A 13,704-nucleotide genomic window follows, 5' to 3' on the forward strand; every position below is an offset into this window, starting at 1 on the left:
GTAAAATAAAGGTATAAAATAAAGGAGGAGTTTAAATGAGGAGTTCAAATCCTATCTTAAATTCTGAACAATTAACGAAATCAAGGCATTCTGCTAAAGCGATGACAATCGGTGGTACAATTGGTAAAACAATAATCGCTTTAATCTTACTAATCGCAACAGCAGGATACTCATATTATCTAACGGCTACTGGAACACTTAATTCTAAAGTGTTTATTGGATGTTTAATTGTTGCATTCATTATTGGGTTAGTAACATCTTTTTCTCCTAGAATTGCGCCGATTACTACACCTATTTATGCAGCAGTTGAAGGGATTCTAATTGGAAATATTTCAGCTGTTTACGAAGCGTCATATGGTATGATTGTCCTACAAGCAGTGTTATTAACAATTGCAATTATTGCAGGAACATTAATTTGTTATGCTACTGGACTTGTAAAAGTAACACACCGTTTTAGATCAATTGTATTCGGCTTAACAATCGGTGTATTTTTATTTTATTTACTAACGATGGTTCTTCAACTTTTCCATGTTCCAATTCCATATCTCCATCAATCTGGTCCAATAGGAATATTTGTTAGTTTAGCGATTCTAGTAATCGCCTCATTAAATCTATTCTTGGATTTTGATTTAATTACGACGAGTGTTAGACAAGGTGCACCAAAAGAATTCGAGTGGTATTGTGCTTTTGGTTTATTAGTAACAGTCATTTGGGTTTATATTGAAGCACTTCGATTCCTTTCGAGACTTCGCGATTAAATAATTTTAGTCAATCAGACCTTACTCTCAAATGAAAGTAAGGTTTTTTACTATATTTTGATTTGAATTCAATCATGATTAGATAGAATTACAAAAGTAGAAAGTAGGGAAATAGATGAGTAAGAAAAAATTTGAAGTCTTTGAAAATGAAACGATTAATGATTGTTTAGAAAGAATGGAAAGAGAAGGCTATTCACCAGTTAAAAGAATGGAAGTTCCAATATTTTCAGAGCAAATGGTTAATGGAAAAGTAGAAATTGAACCGACTGGAAGAAAAATTGTTTTTGAAGGAAAATTAAATACGAATTAATATGAATAAAAATAATAATTTAATGGAATAGTAACCTTATATGAATAAAATGAGGTGAAAATATGCATAAATTAGCATGTCCACGCTGTAAAACAAACAAAAGTAGATTTTATTTAATCGAACAAAACCCAAAAGCAGTTAAATTAAATGCTCAAAGCGGAGATGTTGAAATAGAAGAATATGTTTCAAGTGGGCTAGATCCATTTTTTGTTCCATATAAAGGTCCAGAATATTTAGTTCAATGCGGAGCTTGCGGTTTAATTGAGCAAAGTGTAATGTTTGAAAAAACAGCGGACTCAATGTGATTTTAAAATAACAAAACTAAGTTTGAATATATAATTAGGTACCAACAAAAATAGGATGACCTTGTACAGAGGTCATTTTATTTTTGTTGGATAGCTTTTTTAAAAGTGCCGATTGTAAATGGACAATTTAGAAGTAGATTGTTTTTTTCTTTTTACAACTTCTCTTTTTGTCTTACATAATGACTAATTTTAGAACCAGTTTTTTTTCTTGAACCACATCACTAATCCAATCACGATGATTAGCATGATCACCCAACAGTAATAATAACCATACTTTAATTGAAGTTCAGGGATGTGAACAAAATTCATTCCATATACACCTACGATAAATGTTAATGGCATGAACACGATTGAGACTGATGTTAACATTTTCATCGTTTTATTCATTTTGTGTGAGTTCGTTGAAATATAACTTTCTCTGATGTCATTTGCCATTTCCCTGTTATCAGCAATGTCATCTAATAATTTTACTAAGTGTTCGTAGACGATTCGCAATTTCTTTGTCGTTTCTTTGTCAATTTCAACATGTGTTGAATTTAATATACGATAAATTAAATCTTTTGTTGGTTTAACTGTTTTTCTTACTTTTGATAACTTGCTTAGTTGTGTTTTAATTCCATCGATCATGCTTAGATCGGAATTTGATCCTAGCTCATCAATCTCTTCGATGTCATCTTCAATTTTTTGGACAATCGGAAAGAATTTGTCGACAATTTCATCACAAATATGATACAGGATACGTTCTGGTTTGATTCCTTTTGTACTCTTTAATCCTTTTAGTTTGTTCCACACGATTTGGATCGCATTTGATTCATCCCAACAAAATGAAACAATGTACTTGTGGGATAAAAAGAGATCGATTTCAGCTTGTTCCATTTTCTCCTGCAATGATTGTAGAATGATAAAACGATAGCCATCGTAATAATCCATTTTCGGTCTTTCTTTATAGCTTACACAATGCTTAATTGCTATTTCATCAAAGTGGAATTGTGTACGTAATAAATCAATTTCTTCTTTTTTAGGTTTTTCAAAACTGACCCAAACCCAATCAATTTGTTCGGAATTTAATTCTTCAATTGATACATCAAATGCATGGGTTCCGTCTTTGTATATAGCCATCGTTTTGATCATTTTAAGCTCACCACTTTTATCGTTAATTTTCTCCAAAATCAGTTTATCATAATATACTCCATTCAAAATAATTAAATTTGAATTAAGAAAAAAATGTTTAAGAAAACTTTGACTTTTTAGTAGTCGATGGATATAATAAATAACAATTAAAGCACACAAATGAATTCAATGACGAGAAAAGTAATTTTCGTTACTGTTCCACAGAGAGCCGGGGGAAGCTGAAATCCGGTGAACAGTACTTAAATGAAGATCCTCTCCGAGAAGTCAAACTGAAAACATAAGTAGGTTTGAACGGGTGTCTACCGTTAAAAGGAACGCGTATGTTTGTACGTGGCTAAGTGCTATTGAAGAACGGACTTTTTCAATAGAATTAGGGTGGTATCGCGGTTAAACCCGTCCCTTATCATAGGGGCGGGTTTTTTGTGTGCTTTAAAAAAATAAGAGAGGCGATATCATATGGAAAAAGAAAGTACGAAAGCAACAGTTCAGCATCGTGAAAAAAAGATTAGTGAACTTTGGACTAAAAATAATACCTTTATTAAGTCAATTGAACAAAGAGAAGATAAACAAACTTTTGTTTTTTATGAAGGTCCCCCAACTGCAAATGGCTTGCCACATGTTGGTCACGCATTAGGTCGTACAATAAAAGATGTTGTAGCTAGATATAAAACAATGGCTGGTTTCCAAGTTGTTCGTAAAGCTGGATGGGATACTCATGGTTTACCAGTTGAACTCGGTGTTGAAAAAATGTTAGGTATTTCAGGTAAAGCAGAAATTGAACTTTATGGTGTAAAAGCTTTTCTTGAGAAATGTAAAGAAAGTGTTTTTACTTACGAGAAACAATGGCGAGATTTTACTGAGCAGTTAGGTTATTGGGTTGATATGGATGATCCATATGTAACATTGGATAATTCCTATATCGAAAGTGTATGGAATATCCTTGGGACAATTCATGAAAAAGGTTTACTAGGAAAAGGTCATCGTGTTTCACCTTATTGCCCTAGCTGCCAAACATCACTAAGCTCACATGAAGTAGCGCAAGGATATAAAGATGTTAAGGATTTATCTGCAACCGTTAAATTTAAATTGCAAGATGAAGAAAATGTCTATTTCCTTGGATGGACGACAACTCCGTGGACACTTCCAGCAAATGTAGCGTTAGCTGTAAATCCAACAATGGAATATGTTCGTGCAAAAAAAGGTGAGGAAGTATATATTCTTGCGAAGGCTTTATTAGAAAAAGTATTAAAAGATGATTATGTCATTTTATCTGAATTTCTCGGGTCTGATCTAATCGGTAAAAGCTATTTAGCACCATTTAATTTCGTAAATGTTGAAGTCGGACATAAAGTAGTGAAAGCAGATTTTGTGACAGAAAGTAGTGGTACTGGAATTGTTCATATCGCACCTGCTTATGGTGAAGATGACTATAAGGTTGTTCAAGAAAATGGGTTATCTTTTGTAAATGTAGTGAATGAAAAAGGTCAATATACTGATGAAGTACCTAATTTTCAAGGTCGTTTTGTTAAAGAGTGTGATGTAGATATAGTAAGGTACTTAGCTGAAAATGAATTATTATTTAGTAAAGAAAAATATGAGCATAGCTATCCCCATTGTTGGCGTTGTGATTCACCACTACTCTATTATGCGAATGAAAGTTGGTTTATCAAAACGACAGCATTAAAGGATGAGTTTATTAAAAATAATGAAGAAGTAACATGGCATCCAGATCATATAAAACGCGGTCGATTCGGTAATTTTTTAGAACAAATGGTAGATTGGAATATTAGCCGAAAAAGGTATTGGGGCACCCCATTAAATGTTTGGGAATGTGATTCATGTAATCATCAATTAGCACCAAAAAGTATAAATGAATTAGGTAACTATTCAATTGAAGAAATTGACGACTCAATTGAACTGCATAAACCATTTGTTGATGAAATCACTTTTAAATGTCCAAATTGTAATGGGAATATGAAAAGAACATCTGAAGTAATTGATGTCTGGTTCGATAGCGGTTCGATGCCATTTGCCCAATATCATTATCCTTTTGAAAATAAAGAGAAATTTGCAAAACAATTCCCTGCAGATGTTGTCATTGAAGGGATTGATCAAACGAGAGGCTGGTTCTATAGTTTACTTGCAGTATCTACTTTATTTACTGGGAAAGTACCTTATAAACGAGTATTATCACTAGGCCATGTATTAGATGAAAATGGTCAAAAAATGTCTAAGAGTAAAGGTAATGCACTTGATCCAGTAGAATTAATCCATAAATATGGTGCAGATTCATTAAGATGGGCTTTATTAGTAGATAGTGCGCCTTGGAACCCGAAACGTTTTTCAGAAAGAGTTGTTCAAGAGGCGAAATCGAAACTCATTGATACATTCGATAATGTTTATAGTTTTTACAGTTTATATGCAAATCTAGATGGATTTAATTCAAACAAACAATATGAGTATCAATCAGGTACTTTGGATAAATGGATCATTTCACGTTTGCATAGCACAATCAAAAATGTAACGAAAAATTTAGAGGATTATCAATTTACAAATGCTGCAAGAGACATCGCTAAATTAGTAGATGAGGTTAGTAATTGGTATGTAAGAAGATCAAGAGAACGATTTTGGTCGAATGGAATGAATAAAGAGAAGGCAGCGGCTTACTATACACTGTTTGAAGTATTAACAAAAGTAAGTAAATTATTAGCTCCGTTTACACCTTTTTTAGCGGAAGATGTATATTTTAATTTAACAAAACAAAGCGTCCATTTATCTGACTTTCCAGTTTGCGATGAAACACTAATCGATTCTCAACTTGAAAAGGAAATGGATGCAGTTCTAAAAGTTGTGGAACTTGGAAGAAGCATTCGAAATGCAAATTCATTAAAGATTAAACAGCCACTAGCTAGTTTAACTTTAGTTAGCAACAATGAGGACATCGATTGGGATTTATATAAAGAAATTGTTTTAGATGAGTTAAACGTAAAAAAATTCCAACAAGTAAACAATGAAAATGAGTTTTCAATCTTAAAAATGAAATTGGATTTTAAAAAATCAGGAGCAAAATTTGGAAAGCTTTCAAATTTAGTTAATAAATCACTTCAAACATTAACAAATGAAGAAGCAAAAAGAGTGATTGAGAGCGGGTACGTTAATGTATTAATTGAAACAGAAGAAACTGTTAAAGTCGATGCACAAGATATTCTAGTTGAAAAAAGCGCAAAAGAAGGATATGCATCTGCGACGAATGGTGATTATTCAGTGACACTCGACACATTACTAACAGAAAATCTTATCCAAGAAGGTACTGTAAGAGAACTAATTAGGTCTATTCAAGAATACCGAAAAGAATTGAATCTACCAATTAATATGCGCGTAGACATTGGGATAACAGCTAATTTAGAGTTTATTGACATCATTGAAAAGTTTAAAGGAATGCTTGAGGAAAACTTATTAATGAGAAAACTAGTTGTTAAGGATCATGTTAACGGAAAAGAAATTAAAGTTGGTGATTATCAATCTGAAATTGAATTAGTTGCTTCTAATTAATTGAATAGTTAAAGTAAAATGACAGACTAAAAACAATATTTTAGTCTGTCATTTTTTTAGGTAATAATTCAAAAATAATTTTTGGCTATAGATTATAAGAGTTTTATGGAATTTCAATAGAAGGATATGTAGAAACAAAAAGAAACTTATCATCAAAGGCTGTAATTTGACTTTAAATTTAGAATGATACTTAATTCATATTTTAAAAGGGGGAATTAATAACTGAAAGAAAATCACCAAATCATTTGTATATTTTTCGGCAATAAGCAATGAAAAATGAAGTTAAAAAAGACTAAGATATTATAGTGTGGTAGATGTATTATTGTTAGTTGATTCATTTGTTGCATCAGGATTTTCATTCGAATTCATGATACGTATGACAATTATTAATAAAACGTACAAGTTTCTTATAATTCTATCGTTGGTTATAGTCTTAGTAGGACTGCAAATGCGAAAGTTTCAGCTAGATTACCACTAAGTTATAAATTTGAAATTTCTTTGAGAAGAACAATATTATAATTTTCATTTAAATCCATAGTATTGCCCCCTTACTTTTTCAATTTTATTAGTAAATTTTAATCATTTATTAATTAAATAACAATAATTACCATTTTTATTCTGGATTTGACATAATTTTCCTGATACACTGATGATGTAGTAACAACAAAAGAATAGGAGTGAAAAATATGAATCTTAAGAAAGCAAGTTTAAAAGTCGCTTCACTTGCATTAAGCATCTCAGTTTTAACAGTCCCTTTTGTATCAAATGCTTCAGCTGCAACTGACTCAAACATCATAGCGATTGGACAAGGTTACTTAACAATTCTCTAGATGTAGATTATGAAGAGGTAACGATTACACCTTCATATATTCCTCGTGATGGACAGGAATATCAACCTACATCAACAAAAACATTTAACAGAGTAAAATTTGATGATGAATTTGAAAATCGCGGTTCAACTCCTGATGATGTCTTTATGTCAATCACTCGAAGTAAGTTTACAGAAGGTACTGTAGGACTTACCCTTGAAGCTGAAAAAAACTTTGCCTTGGTTCAAGGTAGAATTTCTTTAGCAGCGGAAGTTAAGTGGGGTAAATCAGGTTCAGATACACAGCAATATAATTGGAGTATCCCACCTAAGTCAAAAATCCATGTTGTGTACGGCGCAAGAGCTGTCAATACATATGGTGTTATTAAAACCTATTCAAATGGGAAGGTTACAAAAACTGTGAACGTAACCCCTAAATATAGTATTGGTAGACATTACAAAAAAACTGAAACAAAATTATAAATGGTAAAGAATTAAATTAATATATTAATAACAATTGGTAAAGAACGGAGCTAAAGCTCCGTTCTTTATAACATACAGGAGAAAAATGATGATGAAAACAAAACTATTCGTTGCATGCTCTTTATGCTTAAGCCTACTAACTGTTTGTGGTTGTGAAAGTAATGTGATAAATAGTAAAACGAAATCCGAAGTTGCTAGTTCCAAAACAAATTCGGTTACATATAAATCCATCTATGACTATATTAAAGATGTAAATAATAAAAATTTAAAAACAAATGAGTACAAATTAGTAAAGAACGGAAATGTACTGCATTTTGAACTGAATGTTTCAATTAACGAAAAACTGAGAGAAAAAATGCTCCATACGAAAACACCATTTTATTTTACGTTTGCTCCAATTATCGAAACTGATACACTTAACAATGTATTTGACCACGTAGCAGAACCAATTGAAATAAAAGTGACGAAAGATAATTCGAATTATGTTTTCAAACAAGATATCGAAACCAAAAAAACTTTATCAAAGGTAGATGAAACGGAAAGTAAACGAATTGAGAATTATGAATTGATGATATTAAACGAAGAACAAGAAGTCATTGCTCATTTCTTTGATTTACAAGTACAGTGACTTATGAGTAGTGTTATTCCTAGTTAACTAATATTGGAGACTTTAATTTTCTTACTGTAATGAATTAGTTAAACGAAGCAGAAATTGTCTTGATAAATTTGTGTGTTTCGAACTTTCAATACAACTAACACATTTGGCTTATAGTGATTTAACAACGAAGGACCTTATAAGGTCTTTTTTTGTGTTTTTGCGGTAATTCCCCTAATTATTAAAATGTAAATGAAAAACAAATTAAAGTTGGTGATTAACAATAATTGAATAGTTAAAGTGAAATGACAGACGAATAACAATATTTTAGTCTGTCATTTTTCTTCATAATAACTATTATTTTTGCTAAACCTAGTGAAAAAAGATAAATTTAAAAACGGTTATTCAATTACCCAATGCTTATGTTGAACTATTTATATGGGATGATCATTATTCGATTATTCTCTAAAGTATATTAAGTTAATCCAATTATCAGATAAATGGAGGTTCCCCAAATAAATATAGCGGAACATTTGTTGAATATGTTCATTAAACCTCCTGTGCTGTCTATCTTCTTCATGAATGAGCCCGCGACCGTTAATCCAAAAAACCAAATCCAAGATACTGTAATACATGAGATCGTAAAGAAAATTTGTTCCTTTCCGACATATTTTAATGCACTTGTTCCAATAACACCTACTGTATCTAAGATTGCATGAGGGTTTAATAAGGATACTGATAAAGCAAAAACGATTTGCTGACGGCTAGGTAATGCTCTGTTCGATTCACTTGTTGCTGGTTTAGAACGCCAAATAACATAGCCCATGTAAACTAAAAATAAAATACCAGCAATCATCAGGCTAATTCTAAGCCATTCAAATTGTAGAACGATCGTGGAAAGTCCAAAAACAGCTAAAAGAATTAAAAAAGTATCACATAGCGCAGCAGTAAAAGTCGCTGGAAGCGCTCGAATTAGTTTTGACTGAGTTGCACCTTGTGAAAATACAAATACATTCTGCACCCCTAAAGGTAAAATAAGTCCGAATGCTAAGACTAGACCATGAATAATAGCTTCCATCTAATCAACTCCCTTTCAATTACTATCGTACTATGATAAAACTAAAAGAAAACAACCAATTGGATGGTTTTGTATCCATCCAATTTAGGGGGAGTTAGATGAAATGGAAACCAAATCGTGATTCTCATTTGACTGTTCAAGAGCAAATTGTGGATTGGATAAAATCTCGTATTGAACAGGGTGATTGGTCTGTTGGCACAAAGATTCCAACACAGCGCCAACTTGCAACTCAATTTAATGTGAACCGCAGTACCGTTCAACTTGCACTAGATGAATTAAGGGCAGATGGTTTGATCGAATCAAAAGTGGGTTCGGGGGTATTTGTGGCTAATAATTCCTGGAACGTACTTTTGAGCAAAAATCAACCAAATTGGCAGAGACATATTGAAACAAGTATTCATAAACCAAACTACCATACGATTCAACTCATAAATGAATATGAGCAAATGGATCATATCATCCGTCTTGGAACAGGTGAATTATCACCTGATTTACTACCAACTAAACAAATAGAAGATTCGTTAAAAAAGATTTCACTTGATTCCAAAGCAATTGGCTATTCATCTCCACAAGGAAGTGCAAAGCTCCGAGGGATTTTATGTAATTATTTAAAAAAACGCGGTATTAAAACAGCACCAGAGAATATTTTAATTGTTTCGGGTGCGCTTCAAGCACTTCAATTAATTGCAGTTGGGTTATTAGAAGAGGGATCTATTTTGTTTCAAGAACAAGTTTCGTATTTAAATTCAGTACATCCCTTTCAATCTAATGGTATGCGAATGATTTCAGTTTCAATGGAACATCTTTTAGCAGATAATTTACGGGCACTTAAAGGGAAGAGGCAATCTTTATTCTACTGTGTTCCAACACTAAACAATCCAACAGGCTATAACTGGTCGTTGAAAGAAAAGCAAAATCTATTTAATACGTGCAAAGAACTACAAATTCCGATTATTGAAGATGATGTGTATCACGAATTGCTATTTGAATCATCTTCACCCGCTATAAAATCGCTTGATACATCAGGGCAAGTTCTTTATTTAGGGAGTGTATCGAAAACACTAAGTCCGGGATTAAGGATTGGCTGGGTTGTTGCACCTTCACCTGTAATTGAACGATTAGCAGATATTAAAATGCAAACAGATTATGGTTCAAGTGCCTTTTCGCAAGAAATCGTATCATACTGGATTTCAAATGGTCTATATGAAAAGCATCTTGTTAACCTTCGTGAACAATTGCAAAAAAGAGCTAAATACGTAGAAGAAATTTTAGAAAAGGAATTTAAAAAAATAGCGTCATGGAAAAAGCCTGAAGGTGGTTTCTACATATGGCTTAGGTTTCATAATCCAATTGTAAATAAGGCATTATTTCTGAAATTACTTAAACAAAATATATTGATAAATCCAGGTTATATTTACGAACCAAGAGATTTACACCATATTCGTCTTTCGTATGCCTACGCGTCTTTGGAAGATTTAAAAAAGGGAATAAATATTTTACTACAAGTAAGCCACCAACTGTGATTTTATTTCATTTATTTGAGAGTGTTGATAATAAGAAACCGATTTTGAACAGTGTAAAAGAGCACCGAGAACTCGATGCTCTTTTATGGTTATTTATTGTGTTATTTTCGTTACTGCAACTTAGTCTTTTACTGAATACTTCCTTGAATTTTTAAGCTTTCAAACCCACGAAATGCAACATTTTTACGGCGAGTCGGCTCCTCAATTAGAACGGGATTAACTATATGTCTAATCAGTTTTTCAATTGCAATTTGTCCTTCTAATCTAGCAAGAGGGGCACCTAAACAGAAATGCGGGCCGGATGAAAAGGATAAATGTTTAATATTTTTTCGAGTGATATCAAATGTTTCAGGATTATTTGTGACTTTTGGATCGTAATTAGCTCCACCTAATGAAACCATAAAGTAATCTCCTTTTTTAATCGAATTTCCAGCGAATTTAAAATCTTCTCTAGCCCACCTAGATGTAAAAATAACGGGTGATTCATATCTTAATATTTCTTCAATTGCTGAAGGAATTAACGTTAAATTATTTTTTAATAGCTCAAATTGCTCAGGATGTTTTAATAATAAATAATATCCATTCGTAATTAAATTAACTGTAGTTTCATGACCGGCAATTAATAATAGAAGACAACTTGCGATCATTTCATCCTCACTTAATTTATCACCAGATTCCTCTGATATGATTAAATTACTAATTAAATCCTCTTTAGGTTCTATTCTTCTTTCAGATATAAGATTTCTGAAATAATTAGAAGCATCAAGAATGTCCTTTGACACTAATTCTAAATCCTCTATAGTCGTATTAAAATCAATAAATTTAATAAATGCATCAGACCAATTGCGAAATAAGTCTCGATCTTCTTTTGGTACACCTAATAGGTCAGTTATGACAAATACGGGTAATAAATATGAGAAATCACGTATTAGCTCGTGGGTAAATTTCCCCTTCATATTTGCGATTAAATAATCAGCAATTTCATTTACCGAAGTTCGTAAATTTTCAACCATTCTTGGAGAAAAGGCTTTGTTCACGAGATTTCTCAATCTTGTATGATCAGGAGCATCTCGAAATAACATCATTCTTTGATTTATTGCAATTGCAGGCATAACACTTTCAGGTAATTGTTCAGGTGGAGTGACTTTGGATGCTTCTTTTATAAAACGAGGGTCTTTTAGCATGATCTCTGCTTCTCTATAGCCTGTTACTAGCCATCCAGTTCTCTGAAATAGCTCCGTGTAAAGCACAGGACTTATTTTTCTCGCGCTACTAAAATACGAATATGGGTCTTTGTAAAAATGCTGTGGGTTCACTTTTAATTGATTATTCATGTAACTGTTCTCCCTTACGAATGAAATGAGTCTATTTATTTCTATTTCAGTGAAAATGGATTATTCCCAAATTTTGGATAGCACAAAAAAAGAATACTGTTATACAGAATGACTTTCATGAGGAATTAGGTATAAAAGAACAAGAAATAAAACGTATAAAAATTAAGAAAATTAAATCATGATTTATGGTAAAATAAGGTATTTCAAGTAAACAAACTGAGTTTAATTAGATTAATCAACGAATAAGAAAGGGGTAATATAATGGATTTTCCAATTTTAGAAACAGAGAGATTATCTTTAGTGCAAATTACACAAAAAAATGTAGATGAGATTTTTTTCATCTTTTCAAATGAAGAGGTAATTAAATACTATGGTATGGAACCTTTTACTGAAAAAGATCAAGCGGTTAAAATGATAGATTCTTTTCAAAGTAGATTTGAAAATCAACAAGGAATACGATTTGGAATAGTTGAAAAAGAATCAAAAAAATTAATCGGAACAATTGGCTTAAATAATTTAGTTTTACACGCTAAAAGAACTGAAATTGGATATGATTTATTACCTGAATATTGGAGAAAAGGATTTATGTCAGAAGCAATTACTGCAGTTACATCATATTGCTTTGATAAACTAGGACTATATCGAATTGGAGCTAATATTTTCCCGGATAATACAGCCTCATCTACCTTAGTAGAGAAGATAGGCTTTCAAAAAGAAGGATTACTGAGAGGTTATTTAGTTCAAGGGAATCAGTCTCATGATTTAAACGTATTTTCTCTCATTAAACCTGATTGGCAAAAATAAAGCGAACTATTAAGCCCTTTTTTAGATATTATATTCATAAATTTTATTGCTCTAGAAAAATGTTAAACTGAAATAAACATAATATAGTAAATTGGTCCAATTAAGGAAAAGGAGTTATGGAATGATTAAAGCTGTAATATTTGATTTTGATGGTCTAATTGTCGATACTGAGTCTGTTTGGTTCGAAGCATATAAAGAAGTACTACATCGGTATGAAGTGGAGTTAACTCTTCAAAAGTTTTCAGAGGTTGTGGGAACAAGTGATGAAATTTTATTCGATTATATTAATTCAAATTTAAAAGAACCAATTGAAAAAGAACTAATCGAGCAAATGGCTAAAGAGCTAGTTGATGAGAAACTACTCGAGCCGGCACTAAGAGAAAGCGTAGAAGACTATTTAATCTCGGCAAAAAATGAAGGATTACAAATAGCTTTAGCTTCTAGCTCATCAAGTGAATGGGTAGAAAGCTTCTTAAAAAAATTAAATATTTATGAATACTTTTCAGTAATTAAAACAAAAGATGATGTAAAGAAAGTTAAACCAGATCCGGAGCTATATTTAAAAGCAATTGAGGAAATTGGAGTTCAAGTATCAGAGGCTATTGCATTTGAAGATTCGTTGAATGGATTAATTGCTGCAACGAAAGCAGGATTACACTGTGTAATTGTTCCTAATCAAGTTACCTCACATTTAGAGTTTGAGAATCATAGTTTAAGATTATCATCTATGGCAGAAAAATCTTTAGAAGATGTAATTAAGCATATAACTGGAAAATAAAGTAGAAACCATTCCCAAAAAGGTCAATGGATTCGGTTATTATGATGAAAACAATAAACAGAATATACTTTGGAGATACAATTCACAACTGAATTTGTATCTCTTTTTTTATTCTGATATCAATGTCAATTAGAAATTACTTCACTTTTGAATTCTTATTTATAGTATTTTAGGGCAATTTAAAAATGTTTTACAAGGAACGACTGCTTCGTGATCTTTTTTATTGCAAAAATAGCAGATTAGTT

The 13,704-nt window shown here is 31.9% G+C and carries 13 protein-coding genes and 1 other annotated feature; of the genes, 10 read left to right on the top strand and 3 right to left on the bottom strand.

Annotated features, from left to right (window positions below; translation table 11 throughout):
- The first annotated feature begins 35 nt into the window (after nt 1-35).
- The 3 genes from ACFVR2_RS19985 (at nt 36) to ACFVR2_RS19995 (ending at nt 1,373) form a co-directional block, all read left to right on the top strand.
- Nucleotides 36-758 carry a Bax inhibitor-1/YccA family protein gene (locus ACFVR2_RS19985; protein ID WP_387365721.1) on the top strand — a complete coding sequence of 241 codons (723 nt, stop codon included), beginning with the start codon at nt 36-38 and terminating at the stop codon, nt 756-758.
- A gap of 115 nt (nt 759-873) precedes the next feature.
- Entirely contained in the window at nt 874-1,068 is a 195-nt protein-coding gene (locus tag ACFVR2_RS19990) for an NETI motif-containing protein (protein ID WP_387365724.1), read from the top strand.
- Nucleotides 1,069-1,130: 62 nt separating this feature from the next.
- A complete protein-coding gene (locus ACFVR2_RS19995; RefSeq protein ID WP_387365727.1) occupies nt 1,131-1,373 on the top strand; it encodes a DNA alkylation repair protein in 243 nt (80 codons plus the stop codon).
- 189 nt (nt 1,374-1,562) lie between these two features.
- Here the strand turns inward: ACFVR2_RS19995 and corA are convergent, their stop codons facing one another.
- Nucleotides 1,563-2,504 carry a magnesium/cobalt transporter CorA gene (corA, locus tag ACFVR2_RS20000; RefSeq protein WP_387365730.1) on the bottom strand — a complete coding sequence of 314 codons (942 nt, stop codon included), beginning with the start codon at nt 2,502-2,504 and terminating at the stop codon, nt 1,563-1,565.
- Between the two features lie 159 nt (nt 2,505-2,663).
- Nucleotides 2,664-2,908, top strand: a binding site (T-box leader).
- A gap of 52 nt (nt 2,909-2,960) precedes the next feature.
- Between corA and ileS the strand changes: the two genes are divergently transcribed.
- The 4 genes from ileS (at nt 2,961) to ACFVR2_RS20020 (ending at nt 7,975) form a co-directional block, all read left to right on the top strand.
- On the top strand, nt 2,961-6,056 hold the full coding sequence (gene ileS / locus ACFVR2_RS20005; RefSeq protein WP_387365732.1) for an isoleucine--tRNA ligase: 3,096 nt from the start codon (nt 2,961-2,963) through the stop codon (nt 6,054-6,056).
- A 686-nt stretch (nt 6,057-6,742) separates the two neighbouring features.
- Complete coding sequence (locus tag ACFVR2_RS20010) at nt 6,743-6,886, top strand: hypothetical protein (protein ID WP_387365735.1); 144 nt, start codon at nt 6,743-6,745, stop codon at nt 6,884-6,886.
- A gap of 146 nt (nt 6,887-7,032) precedes the next feature.
- Nucleotides 7,033-7,347 (top strand): hypothetical protein, encoded by a 315-nt coding sequence (locus ACFVR2_RS20015; protein WP_387365738.1) that lies wholly within the window; start codon nt 7,033-7,035, stop codon nt 7,345-7,347.
- Nucleotides 7,348-7,435: 88 nt separating this feature from the next.
- Complete coding sequence (locus ACFVR2_RS20020) at nt 7,436-7,975, top strand: hypothetical protein (protein WP_387365741.1); 540 nt, start codon at nt 7,436-7,438, stop codon at nt 7,973-7,975.
- 442 nt (nt 7,976-8,417) lie between these two features.
- Here the strand turns inward: ACFVR2_RS20020 and ACFVR2_RS20025 are convergent, their stop codons facing one another.
- On the bottom strand, nt 8,418-9,020 hold the full coding sequence (locus ACFVR2_RS20025; protein WP_387365744.1) for a LysE/ArgO family amino acid transporter: 603 nt from the start codon (nt 9,018-9,020) through the stop codon (nt 8,418-8,420).
- Between the two features lie 98 nt (nt 9,021-9,118).
- Here ACFVR2_RS20025 and ACFVR2_RS20030 point away from each other — a divergent pair, with 98 nt between their 5' ends.
- A complete protein-coding gene (locus ACFVR2_RS20030) occupies nt 9,119-10,543 on the top strand; it encodes an aminotransferase-like domain-containing protein (protein WP_387365747.1) in 1,425 nt (474 codons plus the stop codon).
- Nucleotides 10,544-10,671: 128 nt separating this feature from the next.
- On the opposite strand, the gene ACFVR2_RS20035 is transcribed toward ACFVR2_RS20030, so the two are convergent.
- Nucleotides 10,672-11,877, bottom strand: a complete 1,206-nt coding sequence (locus ACFVR2_RS20035) for a cytochrome P450 (protein WP_387365750.1) — start codon at nt 11,875-11,877, stop codon at nt 10,672-10,674.
- Nucleotides 11,878-12,138: 261 nt separating this feature from the next.
- On the opposite strand from ACFVR2_RS20035, the gene ACFVR2_RS20040 reads away from it, so the two are divergent.
- Together ACFVR2_RS20040 and ACFVR2_RS20045 are read left to right on the top strand one after the other, a co-directional pair.
- The gene (locus tag ACFVR2_RS20040) at nt 12,139-12,681 is read left to right on the top strand and encodes a GNAT family N-acetyltransferase (RefSeq protein WP_387365753.1); all 543 of its coding nucleotides are present in this window, start codon (nt 12,139-12,141) and stop codon (nt 12,679-12,681) included.
- Between the two features lie 121 nt (nt 12,682-12,802).
- Complete coding sequence (locus ACFVR2_RS20045) at nt 12,803-13,459, top strand: HAD family hydrolase (RefSeq protein WP_387365756.1); 657 nt, start codon at nt 12,803-12,805, stop codon at nt 13,457-13,459.
- The last annotated feature ends 245 nt before the right edge of the window (nt 13,460-13,704 follow it).

Origin of the sequence: Gottfriedia sp. NPDC057991 (genome assembly GCF_042886615.1) — a bacterium.
Lineage (GTDB): Bacteria > Bacillota > Bacilli > Bacillales > Bacillaceae_G > Gottfriedia.